Origin of the sequence: Ornithinibacillus xuwenensis (genome assembly GCF_039614845.1) — a bacterium.
Classification (GTDB): Bacteria; Bacillota; Bacilli; order Bacillales; family Amphibacillaceae; genus Ornithinibacillus; species Ornithinibacillus xuwenensis.
The window spans coordinates 155,183-167,190 of sequence record NZ_JBDIML010000003.1 but is presented as its reverse complement, the minus strand read 5'-3'; the positions used below and the strand labels follow the sequence as shown (position 1 = coordinate 167,190).

17 protein-coding genes and 1 pseudogene are annotated in these 12,008 nt (G+C 34.9%); 13 read left to right on the top strand and 5 right to left on the bottom strand.

All coding sequences use genetic code 11. The features are described 5' to 3' along the window. Positions 1-98: 98 nt before the first annotated feature. Positions 99-509: a cupredoxin domain-containing protein gene (locus tag ABC228_RS10170; RefSeq protein ID WP_345825025.1), complete on the top strand. Its 411-nt coding sequence runs from the start codon at positions 99-101 to the stop codon at positions 507-509. A 1-nt stretch (position 510) separates the two neighbouring features. Here ABC228_RS10170 and ABC228_RS10165 read toward each other — a convergent pair whose 3' ends face one another. Further along, positions 511-729, bottom strand: coding sequence for a hypothetical protein (locus ABC228_RS10165; RefSeq protein WP_427902224.1), 219 nt, complete (start codon positions 727-729; stop codon positions 511-513). A 345-nt stretch (positions 730-1,074) separates the two neighbouring features. Here ABC228_RS10165 and trhA point away from each other — a divergent pair, with 345 nt between their 5' ends. The 6 genes from trhA (at position 1,075) to ABC228_RS10135 (ending at position 3,722) form a co-directional block, all read left to right on the top strand. Beyond that, positions 1,075-1,713 (top strand): PAQR family membrane homeostasis protein TrhA, encoded by a 639-nt coding sequence (trhA, locus tag ABC228_RS10160; protein ID WP_345825024.1) that lies wholly within the window; start codon positions 1,075-1,077, stop codon positions 1,711-1,713. A gap of 131 nt (positions 1,714-1,844) precedes the next feature. Continuing rightward, a complete protein-coding gene (locus ABC228_RS10155) occupies positions 1,845-2,183 on the top strand; it encodes an NIPSNAP family protein (protein WP_345825023.1) in 339 nt (112 codons plus the stop codon). Positions 2,184-2,199: 16 nt separating this feature from the next. Further along, the gene (locus tag ABC228_RS10150; protein WP_345825022.1) at positions 2,200-2,730 is read left to right on the top strand and encodes a GNAT family N-acetyltransferase; all 531 of its coding nucleotides are present in this window, start codon (positions 2,200-2,202) and stop codon (positions 2,728-2,730) included. Positions 2,731-2,866: 136 nt separating this feature from the next. Continuing rightward, on the top strand, positions 2,867-3,037 hold the full coding sequence (locus ABC228_RS10145; protein WP_345825021.1) for a hypothetical protein: 171 nt from the start codon (positions 2,867-2,869) through the stop codon (positions 3,035-3,037). Between the two features lie 15 nt (positions 3,038-3,052). Next, positions 3,053-3,400, top strand: a complete 348-nt coding sequence (locus ABC228_RS10140) for an MGMT family protein (protein WP_345825020.1) — start codon at positions 3,053-3,055, stop codon at positions 3,398-3,400. 67 nt (positions 3,401-3,467) lie between these two features. Further along, positions 3,468-3,722, top strand: coding sequence for a GlsB/YeaQ/YmgE family stress response membrane protein (locus ABC228_RS10135; protein ID WP_345825019.1), 255 nt, complete (start codon positions 3,468-3,470; stop codon positions 3,720-3,722). Between the two features lie 54 nt (positions 3,723-3,776). Here ABC228_RS10135 and ABC228_RS10130 read toward each other — a convergent pair whose 3' ends face one another. After that, complete coding sequence (locus tag ABC228_RS10130) at positions 3,777-5,333, bottom strand: ABC-F family ATP-binding cassette domain-containing protein (protein ID WP_345825018.1); 1,557 nt, start codon at positions 5,331-5,333, stop codon at positions 3,777-3,779. A 311-nt stretch (positions 5,334-5,644) separates the two neighbouring features. Between ABC228_RS10130 and ABC228_RS10125 the strand changes: the two genes are divergently transcribed. Then, positions 5,645-6,502: a DegV family protein gene (locus ABC228_RS10125; RefSeq protein WP_345825017.1), complete on the top strand. Its 858-nt coding sequence runs from the start codon at positions 5,645-5,647 to the stop codon at positions 6,500-6,502. A gap of 59 nt (positions 6,503-6,561) precedes the next feature. Beyond that, positions 6,562-6,738 (top strand): hypothetical protein, encoded by a 177-nt coding sequence (locus tag ABC228_RS10120; RefSeq protein ID WP_345825016.1) that lies wholly within the window; start codon positions 6,562-6,564, stop codon positions 6,736-6,738. Between the two features lie 100 nt (positions 6,739-6,838). Here the strand turns inward: ABC228_RS10120 and ABC228_RS10115 are convergent, their stop codons facing one another. After that, a complete protein-coding gene (locus ABC228_RS10115; protein ID WP_345825015.1) occupies positions 6,839-7,153 on the bottom strand; it encodes a hypothetical protein in 315 nt (104 codons plus the stop codon). 147 nt (positions 7,154-7,300) lie between these two features. Here ABC228_RS10115 and ABC228_RS10110 point away from each other — a divergent pair, with 147 nt between their 5' ends. The 3 genes and pseudogenes from ABC228_RS10110 to ABC228_RS10100 all read left to right on the top strand — a co-directional run bounded on the left by ABC228_RS10110 (position 7,301) and on the right by ABC228_RS10100 (position 8,596). Further along, positions 7,301-7,777, top strand: coding sequence for a DinB family protein (locus ABC228_RS10110; RefSeq protein WP_345825014.1), 477 nt, complete (start codon positions 7,301-7,303; stop codon positions 7,775-7,777). 117 nt (positions 7,778-7,894) lie between these two features. Further along, positions 7,895-8,276: pseudogene (locus tag ABC228_RS10105) on the top strand (GNAT family N-acetyltransferase). An 86-nt stretch (positions 8,277-8,362) separates the two neighbouring features. Next, complete coding sequence (locus ABC228_RS10100) at positions 8,363-8,596, top strand: YczI family protein (protein ID WP_345825013.1); 234 nt, start codon at positions 8,363-8,365, stop codon at positions 8,594-8,596. Positions 8,597-8,688: 92 nt separating this feature from the next. On the opposite strand, the gene ABC228_RS10095 is transcribed toward ABC228_RS10100, so the two are convergent. Then, the gene (locus ABC228_RS10095) at positions 8,689-9,411 is read right to left on the bottom strand and encodes a Crp/Fnr family transcriptional regulator (RefSeq protein WP_427902223.1); all 723 of its coding nucleotides are present in this window, start codon (positions 9,409-9,411) and stop codon (positions 8,689-8,691) included. 196 nt (positions 9,412-9,607) lie between these two features. On the opposite strand from ABC228_RS10095, the gene ABC228_RS10090 reads away from it, so the two are divergent. Next, the gene (locus ABC228_RS10090; RefSeq protein WP_345825012.1) at positions 9,608-10,444 is read left to right on the top strand and encodes an alpha/beta fold hydrolase; all 837 of its coding nucleotides are present in this window, start codon (positions 9,608-9,610) and stop codon (positions 10,442-10,444) included. Positions 10,445-10,597: 153 nt separating this feature from the next. Here the strand turns inward: ABC228_RS10090 and ABC228_RS10085 are convergent, their stop codons facing one another. Then, the gene (locus tag ABC228_RS10085) at positions 10,598-11,899 is read right to left on the bottom strand and encodes a globin-coupled sensor protein (protein ID WP_345825011.1); all 1,302 of its coding nucleotides are present in this window, start codon (positions 11,897-11,899) and stop codon (positions 10,598-10,600) included. Positions 11,900-12,008: the final 109 nt, after the last annotated feature.

Sequence of the window (12,008 nt, the reverse complement as noted above, 5' to 3'; positions counted from 1 at the left end):
TATTTTTCCTCTTTGCTGTGATGTATGTCACAACCTAACGATCACAGTAGCATTAAGCTATAGGTGTAGAACAATTCGTATTATTAGGAGGAACAAATATGAAAAGAAGTTTATTAGCAACATTATTAATCTCTATCATCCTACTATTAGCAGCATGTGGAGGAGAAGATACAGACACTGGAAGTGATTCAACTGACAATGGAAGTAGTGATACAGAACAGAGCACAGAAACAGCAGCAGCTGATCCGAATAATGAAGTGAATTTGGTTGCAACAAATTTTGAATTTGAAAAAGACCAATATGTTGTAAAATCTGGAGAAGAAGTAAAGGTTACCCTCACGAACAAAGAAGGCAATCATGGAATATCTATTGATGATTTTGATGTAATGATTCAAGGGGATGGGGAAGCAACCTTTACGCCAACAGAACCAGGCGAATATAAAATTTATTGCAATATTATGTGTGGAGAAGGCCATGCAGATATGGTAGCAACACTTATCGTACAATAATTTATGATATAATTCGATATCGGAAATAAAAAGAACCGTTTTCCCATTGTTTTGGATTACGGTTCTTGTGTTTGATGCGATAAAGATGATCTTTTTTCGTTTTTGTTTTTCTCGTTCTCAAATCAAGCTGGGAATAGGGACTACGAATAATCTCAGGGTTTATTCTTCCTTCACGAACTAGCTTTTCACGTTTCTTTTGGGCATTTGACTTACTCATCATTTCACACTCCTAAAATAATTTGTTTTTTATTATACAGGAAAAAACAAAAAAGAAAACTAAATTTTATCAAGTACCTTTTCTGATTCCCCTGTGCCAAGCTTATTTTGAAAAAAACATGGTGACAGCTAATGTTATTTCCGGGGAAATTGTCGAAAAGATAAATAAACCTCTTTTTGAAAAATAGTATCGGTTGTTCGCTATCAGAAGCAACATAATGCTAAATTCTCTGTCATAATCTTGAACAGGTGCTTCCGTTCATGTAACCTGATATAATGAAACATATGGTTATCGCACATGTAATCGACAGTTATTAACCACAATTTTAACGGTAAGGAATGATTGATTTTGGCAGAAACACATACCTTTTCCAAGGGTGAGGAAATAGCAAATGCAACAACACATGGAGTTGGCGTTCTATTAAGTATAGCTGGTTTAGTTTTACTTATTGTATTTTCAGCTTTTGAAGGGACAGCTTTACATGTCGTGAGCTTTACGATATTTGGAGCTACCATGGTTATTTTGTATACATCTTCTACATTAGTACACGCGCTTCCGCCAGGGAAGGCAAAAGATTTATTTGAAATATTTGATCATTCTTCAATTTACATCTTCATTGCAGGTACGTATACACCATTTACCTTACTCGTGATCGAAGGTGCTTTAGGATGGACAATGTTTGGGGTAATTTGGGGATTAGCAGTTGCTGGCATAGTATTTAAAGCATACTTTGTAAAAAAGTTTTTGTTTACCTCAACGATCCTATACCTATTAATGGGTTGGTTAATTGTCATTGGATGGAATCGTATTGTAGTTAATTTAGAATCTGGTGGAGTTGTTTTGCTTGTCGCAGGTGGCTTGTGCTACACATTCGGAACAATCTTCTATATGTGGAGAGGATTTAAATACCACCATATGGTTTGGCACATCCTAGTCTTAGCAGGAACAATCTGTCATTTCTTCTGTGTTCTTTTATATTTGCTATAGTGATCGTGAACATCGCTATAAAGAGTTAAGGTAATTTCCTTAGCTCTTTTTATTATAGGAAAGCAATATGAATTAATGTATGATAAAAATATGTAAATTTCAGTAAATTCAAAAGGGGGAAGATAGTACTTATGATATATCGAAGAAAAAAATATAAAGTAAATCCTCTGATTTTAGAGTCATTTAATCATCACTTCAATCATACGCTTCTTCCAACTCAGTTAAAGTATGGTGCGCGACTAGTTGGAAGATGGATGAAACGAGAGGACGAAGAAGTTGAGATATTTGCCATTTGGGAATATGACTCTTATGAGGAATATGAAAAAATTGAAACAAAGGTTAGAAATGATCAGGCTCATTTAAAACGTGTTCAGCAATGGTTTGAAATGCATGGAGGAAAAGAAAATCTAAGAAATGTGTTTTATAAAATTGAACAAGATTTTGTTGAAGATACAGTAACTCATGACTAGTACTAAGAAACATACTATGAAGGCTAAATCGATTTATTTGAGACCTCTTTTACAACAAGATAATAAGCGAATTTATCAAGCTGTCCATGATGAGGAAATTCGCTATATGACTGGAACAAGAAATATGTTTACTATGGAACAATTGGATAAACATATCGAACGAATTGAAAATGATGATACTCGCTATGACTTCGCGATTTGTTTGGTAAATAGTGACGAATTAATTGGGGATTTATCTATTTTAGAAATTGAAAAGGAAAACAGAAAGGCTGGATTTCGAATTGCATTACATGATAAACAGTATTTTAATAAAGGCTATGGAACAGAAGCAGTTATGTTAGCATTACAGTTCACTTTTGAAACTTTAAAGCTAAATCGACTACAGTTAGAAGTTTACTCCCATAATAAGCGTGGTATTAACGCATACCAAAAAGCAGGATTTAAAATTGAAGGTGTAATTCGAGACTCCATATATATGAATGGTCAATACTCGGATGAAATTATAATGGGAATGTTAGCAAGCGATTATGAAGAAAAAATTAGATAAGGGTGGTTGAAGGGTGAAGATAATCCTATTTTTGGGGGGAATGCCTCTTGCCTTGATAATATCTTAATCTTTCTATAGCTTAATGGTAGTCTGGAATCGTAGTAAAAGCACATGGTTATCTTTAACTACTGGAGTATTGTCCAATCTTATTATTTTTACAATTGCTTCTGTTTGGTGGGTACTTACGGAAACGGACGGCATTAGTCAAGGACTAGGAATACATTATTATTCAATAGCTACGGTAGTAAGCAGTGCGGTTCTTTATATTGGTTTAGTAGCTTTGAAGAAAAAAAGAATGGAAGCTTGATAGGAGTAGAGAGAAATGACATCATTTACAAGAAACGTCCTCTTAATTCTACAAAACATCCCAAATGGTTGTGTGATGACATATGGACAGGTCGCCAGGGTAGCTGGTAGCCCGCGTGCCGCTCGTCAGGTAGTTCGAGTTCTTCATTCCATGAGCAAGAACTATCACTTACCTTGGCATCGGGTAGTTAATGCCAAAGGTCAAATTGTAATAAAGGATGAAGCGTCATATAACGAACAACTACTTAATCTTGAAGCGGAAGGTGTTGAGGTTGGGGAGCACGATAGAATTGATTTAGGGGAATATCAGTGGAACCCAACAGCTGAACAAATAAAAGCAATTCTTGAAGCTAAAGAATTATAAGTGATTTTCCTTTTTTCCTATTCCAGAATAATATGGAATCCATAATATAGCAAAAAGGAGTTATGATGTGGATATTTTAACACTTTTATTAAAGATAATGATTGCATTTATTATCGGAACAGTTGCCAGTAAAGTATCTCCATTAAGCATGCCAGGTAGTTGGGCCGGAGCTATTTTTGCTGGTTTCATAGGAAATTGGATTGGGATGTTATTAATTGGTAGCTGGGGACCGATGTTAATTGACTTTTCACTTGTTCCGGCGCTCATTGGAGCTTTTCTAACAGCAATAGTAGTTGGGGGAATTGCGAAGCTATTAGATTAGTTATGAAAAAAACGCTTGGAGAAAATAAATACTCTCCAAGCGTTATGTGTGAGTTTAAAACATCTTTGTTGTCCAATCCTCACAGTTCCACATATCCGTTACAACTCCATCATAAAAATCTGGTTCATGGGAAATTAATAATACGCTTCCTTTGTATTCTTGTAAAGCACGTTTTAACTCCACTTTTGCATCATAGTCCAAATGGTTTGTAGGCTCATCAAGTACTAGTAGATTTGTTTCACGGTTCATCAATTTACATAGACGAACTTTAGCTTTTTCCCCTCCGCTAAGCACTTGTACCTTACTCTCGATATGTTTTGTGGTAAGTCCACATCTTGCTAAGGCTGCACGTACCTCATACTGTGTGAAATGAGGAAATTCATCCCATATCTCATCAATGCAAGTGTTGGTTGTTTCGGTTTTGATTTCCTGTTCAAAATAGCCAATATGCAGGTGTTCACCTAATTGCACATCTCCCGAAACGGGTGGAATTTCTCCTAATATGCTTCGAAGTAATGTAGTTTTTCCGATTCCATTTGCTCCATAAAGTGCAATTTTTTGTCCGCGTTCCATTGATAACGTTAATGGTCGGGATAATGGTTCATCATATCCAATTACTAATTCCTCTGTTTCAAACAAATATTTCCCTGGAGTACGTGCTTCTTTAAAATGAAACATTGGTTTTGGTTTTTCGGCATCCAGTTCAATAACGTCCATTTTATCCAGTTTCTTCTGGCGTGACATGGCCATTCTACTTGTTGCAGCATTTGCTTTATTACGTGCGACAAAGTCCTTTAAATTTGCAATTTCCTTTTGCTGCTTTTTAAATGCTGCAACCTGCTGTTGTTTCTTTAACTCGTGTAAACGTAAGAATTCATGATAGTCACCAGGATACCTAGTTAGTTCCTGATTCTCCATGTGATAAATCAAGTTAACAACACTATTTAAAAATGGAATATCATGAGAGACTAAAATAAATGCATGATCATAGTTTTGTAAATAGTTTTTCAGCCACTCAATATGCTCGACGTCCAAATAGTTGGTTGGTTCGTCAAGTAGTAGAATCTCTGGTTTTTCTAAAAGCAATTTTGCGAGAAGTACTTTCGTACGTTGTCCACCACTTAAATCATTAACATCACGCTCTAAGCCAAAGTCATTCAAACCAAGACCATTTGCTACTTCTTCGACCTTAGCATCAATCGTATAAAAATCATTATTTGTTAGGGCATCTTGCATTCGTCCTGTTTCCTCAAGGAGCTTTTCTAGCTCTTCAGGTTCCACTTCACCCATTTTTGCAAATAGCTGATTCATTTCTGTCTCCATATCATACAAATATTGAAATGCTGTTCGTAGAGCATCACGGATTGTCATTCCTTGCTTTAAAACAGCGTGCTGATCTAAATATCCAACACGAACATGTTTAGCCCAAGTCACATTACCAGCATCTGGTTCTAGTTTTCCGGTGATGATATTCATAAATGTAGACTTACCTTCACCATTTGCACCAATAAGCCCGATATGTTCACCTTGTAGTAAACGAAAAGACACATCATCAAAGATAGCACGATCCCCGAATCCGTGACTAAGATTTTTTACGGTTAGTAAACTCATGTTCAAACACCTTATCCTTCCTAGGTACATTCTTTCTTATTATACGTTCCAATTGAAAAAAGGGATAGGGGGAAATTATTAGAATTACCCTACCCTATCATATTGATTCATCAGGTTCAACTTTTATAGGAATACATTTGAAGTAAAAGGAATTTTATCGTAACGGTAGTAAATGGTGAAATATTATTAGAACATATTTTATAAAATAGAAATAAACCTACACAATTAATACCTGTTACTAATACTTGGTATTGTTTTGTGTTCGTTGTATAATAACGCTAATAATGCATGGAATGGAGAGGGGACGGTTTATGACAAACAAGCGAATTGCCTTTGTAACAGATAGTACTGCATACTTATCGGAGGAATTGAAACAGCACCCAGATATTTATGTAGTGCCAATTGTTATCATTTCAGAAGGAAAAGAATATGAAGATGGTATTAACTTAACTTCCAATGAGTTGTACGAGTTGATTCGAAGTGAAAAAGAGGTCCCAAAAACCTCTCAGCCTAATGTAAATAAGTTTATTAATCTATATAAAGACTTGATGGAAGCTTATGACCAAATTATTGCTATTCACGTGTCTTCTAAATTAAGTGGTACGATTTCAAGCTCAAGTACTGCTAAAGATCAGGAAAGAGTTCCTGTAGAAATAGTAGATTCCTATTCTCTTTCTTTTGCGATTACTACATTATTAGAAAAAGGATTAGAACTAGCGAGAAAGGGAATGGAAGCATCCACGATTGCAAGTGAGCTTCGACAAATGTCAGCTGGACACGAAAACTTAATATTACTAGATACATTAGAACAATTATATAAAGGCGGTAGAATGACTGGTGTCCAATTTAAGGTTGGTAGCTTCTTGCAAATTAAACCAATCTTATCCATTAGTAAAAGTGGTGAATTAGGACTTGTCGAAAGGATACGTTCAGAGAAAAAAGCGATAAGACGAATTGTCGCCATGATAAAGGATTCTTGTGAAAAGAGCGCTGTTACTAGAATTGGTATTATGCATGGAAATGCGTTAGACAAAGCAATACAACTAAAAGAGATGATTCAAGCAGAGCTTCCTAACTTAGATATCATTATTGGAGAAGTTAGTTCTTCATTAGCAGTTCATGCAGGGGAAGGTGCTCTCGCTGTATTTTGGAGTACTTCAAAATCATAGTAGGTATTCAAATGGATTTATATTATAATAGTGCTATCACTTGTAGAGGAGACTACAATATGTCGAATGAAAAGAAACCTAGTATGCAAGAAATAATTAAACAACAATTGGAAAAAAAGAAACAGGAGCAGGCTTCCAATAACCAACAGCAGGAAAATTGGAATGGCTCAACAAAGAAAATGCAAAGTCAGCACACCAAAAAAGCAAGTAATACTCGCAGAAAGATGGGTAGCTAAAACCCATGGCAAAAACGACCTATCCCTTTATCGGGATAGGTCGTTTTTCCTTAAGGAAGAGGAATGAAAACGAGATTAATCAATACAAATCTGACTAGAGCTATTCCTTTTGATATTTGAGGTAATTGTATTTAGAAGTAGGTATTCGTACGATGACATTTCCAGCAGCATCCTCATGAACCTCATATTCTTGATATGTCTCCACAATATAATCGTCTACTTCATTCATTTCCTCCAGTCTAAATTCAAAATACGTGGAAGCTGAATTTTCTACTTGTTCTGCATCAACACCAATGGTTTGTTCCTCATTTCTATCATAAACAATCGTATTATCACGATTACTGGAAGGTGAATCAAGAAAAGCAGCAAGCGCAATTACCAATAGTCCACCAATAATGAATAACGTTGATTTCATGGGATCACTCCTTTTGCTATTTTCATAATAAATATATATGCTTGTACTTCATTATTTACCCAAAAAAGAGGAATGAATAAGAATGGAATTTTTAATAGCCTCGTGTTAAATTGATGATAAAGATGTTGCGAAGAAGGAGTAGATATAATGTATCGAAAAAAAGAAGATTTTTTACAAGATTGGCATATTGCTAGCCAGGGGACAATAAAGGTATTAGAAGCACTAACAGATGAAAAGCTAGGGCAGTCAATTGTAGAAGGACATAATACACTAGGATGGCTAGGTTGGCATTTAGCCACAAGTCCCTCATTTTTTGCTGGTGAAGTTGGTTTACAGGTATCGGTAGGCATTGGCAAGCAAAATGTTCCAAAGCACGCGAAAGAGATTGTGGATGCTTATAAAAAAATGGTTGAGGATTTTCAACGAGAGGTAGAAGAAAACATAACCGATGACACACTAGTGGATACCGTAAACAGTTTTGGTAGACAAATTGCAAGAGGGGCTTTACTACGTTCTATGCTAGATCATCAAACTCATCACCGTGGTCAAATGACTGTGTTGTTAAGACAGGCTGGATTAAAGGTTCCAGGAGTAATGGGGCCAACTAAAGAGGAACAGATGTAAATGACTATACTTTCATTTCATCTTGGTTAAGTAGTGATAAGGAGAAATAAGCCAGGATATAACGTAATAGTGTTAATCCTGCTGATATTTTGAAACCCATAAAAGGCTGGTGCATTCGTGTCAACATTATTCTTAAAACCAATCGATAAACATAACTGGGAAGAAGCTATTACAATTTTTAGAGAATTTTAAAGTAAGGGGGATTTACCTTGGTGAAAGCATGATTGGCTTTACAATGTTTGGAGTTGATCCAGATGATCAGAACTTTTGGATCTATCGTTTTATGATTGACGAAAAGTATCAAGGTAAGGGATTAAGTGTTCCTGCTATTAAATTAGTAATTGAAGAAATTAAACATATTAATTCTGACAAGCTTTCGGACATCATGATTGGTTATAATCAACAGAACTTGGCAGCAAAATATGCCTACCAAAAGGCAGGTTTTATGGAAACAGAGATCGCACCATGGGGAGAGCAATTAGCTTTATTCACGTTATAAATAAATTCATTCCTATTTGATTAGTAAGTTTATAGACAATTAGCTAATTAACAATGACAATTAACTAGTGAAGGTGGAGATAAGAGATGTTAAAAATGATTAGAATATCCTTAGCAGTTGTAATTATTATATTGTCCATCTACATATTACTAACTGATAATTTTGATATGCTTCTTTATAGCAATACTTTATTAGGGCTCTTATTATTTGTGATTGGTTTGGAAGAGCTTAAAAAAGAAAAAAAAGGATTTGGGTATTTGGGTATTTTTGCTAGTATATTTGCGTTTTTTGTTTCCATTCAGCTAATATTTTTCAACTAAATTACGTTGATAACTTACGTCTAATATCGAATTTAAGCGTACCAAATTCAATTGGTACGCTTAAATTATATTTATAAAAAGATTTTCGTGTATCAGTTAATATTACAAATTTCTATTGGACATTCTTCACACCCTATTTCGTTTCGAAGATAGGCGATATCCTTAATAAGAATTTTACCTGATGGATAGGTTTCAATAATTTCTAATCGGCGAAGCTCAGAAAGCATACGGTTAATGCTTTCTCGAGTCGCGGTACAGAAATTTGCCAATTCTTGGTTAGTCATTGCAATGTTAATTAATGTTCCATTATCCTGTTCAAGTCCATAACTATTGGATAAGCGAATCAGGGTGGAATACAGTGCACCTTTTTTTCCGTTTAATAATAAGTCTCTTATTTTGGATTGAAATTTACGCATCTGGTTACTAGTCCATTTCATAAACTCCATCGTTAATCTACTGTTAGCTATCAAATTCTCTTCTAATTCTTCTTTATTAATCATATAGACTTCGCCTGAACATAAAACCTTTGCGCTTAGTAAATACTTTGGATCGTCACTAAATAAGGATAATTCTCCGACTATATCATCATGACTACATATTCGAATGATTAATTCTTTTCCATCTGCTGCTAGCTTTGAAACTTGAACGAGTCCAGACTTAATGATGTATATCTCATCAGCAATTGTTCCTTCATGAAATAAGTAAGTATTTTTATCTATTTTTTTTGTCGTACTAATGACGTTTAATAGCTGTTTTAATTCTTGGGACATAAAATGTGTGGTGGAAAGAGATTCAGGCATGACATAGGCTTCCATTTTCCCATCTCCTTTTAAAATATACAAAATAATAATCCTATATTAAGTACAGTGTATCACGTTGGTCGAGCTACCTTACCTGATACTGTTTACGAAATTGTGAAAGTTATATCGTGAACATACGAAATGAAGAGAAAATTGTGATAAGATTTAAATAATATTTGGCTTATAAATTAATAGTAGGGGGATAATGAAAATGTGGGAGAAGCATGTAATAAAAACAGCAAGAGGCAGCTTTGAATATTTTCAAAGAGGTACAGGTGAGCCACTTTGTGTAACACATTTGTACAGCGCATTCAATGAAAAAGGAAACACTTTTGCAGAACCTTTCACAAATCATTACAAAGTTTTCTTGATTAATTTAAAGGGCTGTGGTGATTCGGATACTGCTAAACAAGATTTTGAGTATAGTATGGAAGAAGCGGTAAAGGATTTAGAGGCTATTCGGTTGTCTCTAGGATATGAAAAATGGGCATTCGCGGGTCACTCAACAGGTGGAATGCTTGCCCTTAAGTATGCCATTATGGCTGAAAATAGTTTAACGAAGATTATTGCAGGTGGTCTCTGTGCTTCGGATGCCTATATGGAGCATCCAGATAGTATATATTGTAAAGAGAATCCCAATAATCCTCGTATAATAGAAATTATTCGAGCACTTAATTCATCAGACACACCAATTGAAGAAAGAAGAGAATTAAATAAAGAATGGTTTTTAATGTCAATATATAATCCATCACAATATGAGGAAATAATAAAGAAACCAAATAGTGGGAAAGTGGTAGGGAAGCGATTAGATTATTTTTCCAAGGTAGAGCTGAAGGATTATGATCTAAGGCCAAAGCTTTCAGGTGTCAGAATACCAGCATATATCTACTCGGGTCTATATGATGCCCAATGCCCATATGTGTTTTCAAAGGAAGCTGCTGATTTACTAGGAAATGCCTCAATGACTACATTTGAAAGAAGTAATCATAATCCATTTGATGAGCAAGAAGAGAAGTTTAAAGCGTTTGTGATGAAAACATTAGAATAAAGTATTATCCATTGAACATAGAAGCGAGGAAGTTGCCCATGGTGTTTGTCGAATGCGTATGAAGACTCATTCATTAATAGAAAGAAAAAGGTGTCCCGCATCACCTGCGAAACACCTTTATTTATAGCTTTTCAATGAAATTATGAATGGAAACTATCCGCGTTCAATCATCTGCTTAATGTTTTCTACGGTTGCAGAGATGCTTTCGGATGATTTTGTGATTTCAATTATTTCTTGACTAATTCCTTCTAGGTCCTGTTGCATTGTAATGTTACTAGCCTTTGTTTTTTCCATACTCTTATTAATTTGATTGAATGCTTCCTCCGTGCGATGCATTTGTTCACGTACTTCATCTAAATAGCCCTTGCTTTCATTAATGGAGCTTGCACTCTGTTGGACCTGTTCGTTTGTTTTATTAATCAAGTCGGTTACACTGGATACTGAGTTTGCAGATTGCTCAGACAGCTTACGAACTTCCTCTGCAACTACTGCAAATCCACGACCGTGTTCACCAGCTCTTGCAGCTTCAATCGATGCATTTAAAGCTAGTAAACTCGTTTGATCGGCAATAGATTTAACAATTTGTATAATATCCTTGATCTGAGTAGAGGTTTCCTCTAGCACATTCATTTCATCTGTCACTTTAGAAGTACTGGATTCCATTTTTTCTAAAGAAAGGCTCATGTTCTTTAATCTTTCGTTACCTTCATCAGCAATTTCTTTAGCAGATTCTGATAATTCAGTACCTGTTTTTGAATTCGTAGTAATTAAATCAATTTGTGCAGACATTTCTTCAAATGATGCGGTTGATTCTTTGGATACAGTCGATAGTTCCATAGAAGTTTGCTCTAATAGCGCAAAGATATCAGCCTTCTGCTGTAACTCTGCTTCTTTTTGTCTATTTACTTCGTCATCATATGCTTCCAAAACAACTTGTTGTTCTAAATTTAATAATTTATTAATAACTTTAATCGCAGTTATTTGATCTTGTGAGTGATGAAACTTCGTTAAGACTGTTTCAATTAGTCCATTAAAAATTTTCTCAAATGATGCAATATACCATTTTTGTGTTAATCCAATGTGTACATGAATAATTGCTATCCGTTTTCGTTGCTGAATAAATGCTTCATTCATAACACCAGAAAACATCTCGACAATATGTTTTCTTAACGTCTGCTTTAATCGATCAATCGAGCTATTATCATTTATGATTTTTATTAATAAAGGATTGTTGTCTAGATTATCATAGAAACTTTCAATTATGGTGTGAACAGATTCTTCAACATAGGGTTTTAATGCTTGTGCTACAGCAAGGTCTTTCATAGTCAAATCTAACATCGCTAATTGTTTTTCTAAATCTGAGCCGGATTCTACTTCTAATACAGGCTTCATGTTAGCACTTATATCGGTTAAAGAAAGCTTGGTCTTTTGTTTTGTTTGAAATAGTGTTGCCATTTAGTCACCTACTTTATATGATACACTCATTGTATCTTGTTTTAAGAATTTAGAAAAGAGCATATTTACAAAAATCGACAAATTTCGTTCGGGTTATAACGCCAATTTT

What these genes read in the sequence shown, in the direction of transcription:
- ABC228_RS10130 (WP_345825018.1), bottom strand. Translation starts at nt 5,333, where the DNA reads ATGAGTTTACTAACCGTAAAAAATCTTAGTCACGGATTCGGGGATCGT.
- ABC228_RS10090 (WP_345825012.1), top strand. Translation starts at nt 9,608, where the DNA reads ATGTGGGAGAAGCATGTAATAAAAACAGCAAGAGGCAGCTTTGAATAT.
- ABC228_RS10125 (WP_345825017.1), top strand. Translation starts at nt 5,645, where the DNA reads ATGACAAACAAGCGAATTGCCTTTGTAACAGATAGTACTGCATACTTA.
- ABC228_RS10100 (WP_345825013.1), top strand. Translation starts at nt 8,363, where the DNA reads ATGTTAAAAATGATTAGAATATCCTTAGCAGTTGTAATTATTATATTG.
- ABC228_RS10155 (WP_345825023.1), top strand. Translation starts at nt 1,845, where the DNA reads ATGATATATCGAAGAAAAAAATATAAAGTAAATCCTCTGATTTTAGAG.
- ABC228_RS10115 (WP_345825015.1), bottom strand. Translation starts at nt 7,153, where the DNA reads ATGAAATCAACGTTATTCATTATTGGTGGACTATTGGTAATTGCGCTT.
- ABC228_RS10120 (WP_345825016.1), top strand. Translation starts at nt 6,562, where the DNA reads ATGTCGAATGAAAAGAAACCTAGTATGCAAGAAATAATTAAACAACAA.
- ABC228_RS10170 (WP_345825025.1), top strand. Translation starts at nt 99, where the DNA reads ATGAAAAGAAGTTTATTAGCAACATTATTAATCTCTATCATCCTACTA.
- ABC228_RS10140 (WP_345825020.1), top strand. Translation starts at nt 3,053, where the DNA reads ATGACATCATTTACAAGAAACGTCCTCTTAATTCTACAAAACATCCCA.
- ABC228_RS10150 (WP_345825022.1), top strand. Translation starts at nt 2,200, where the DNA reads ATGAAGGCTAAATCGATTTATTTGAGACCTCTTTTACAACAAGATAAT.
- ABC228_RS10085 (WP_345825011.1), bottom strand. Translation starts at nt 11,899, where the DNA reads ATGGCAACACTATTTCAAACAAAACAAAAGACCAAGCTTTCTTTAACC.
- ABC228_RS10095 (WP_427902223.1), bottom strand. Translation starts at nt 9,411, where the DNA reads ATGGAAGCCTATGTCATGCCTGAATCTCTTTCCACCACACATTTTATG.
- ABC228_RS10110 (WP_345825014.1), top strand. Translation starts at nt 7,301, where the DNA reads ATGTATCGAAAAAAAGAAGATTTTTTACAAGATTGGCATATTGCTAGC.
- ABC228_RS10165 (WP_427902224.1), bottom strand. Translation starts at nt 729, where the DNA reads ATGATGAGTAAGTCAAATGCCCAAAAGAAACGTGAAAAGCTAGTTCGT.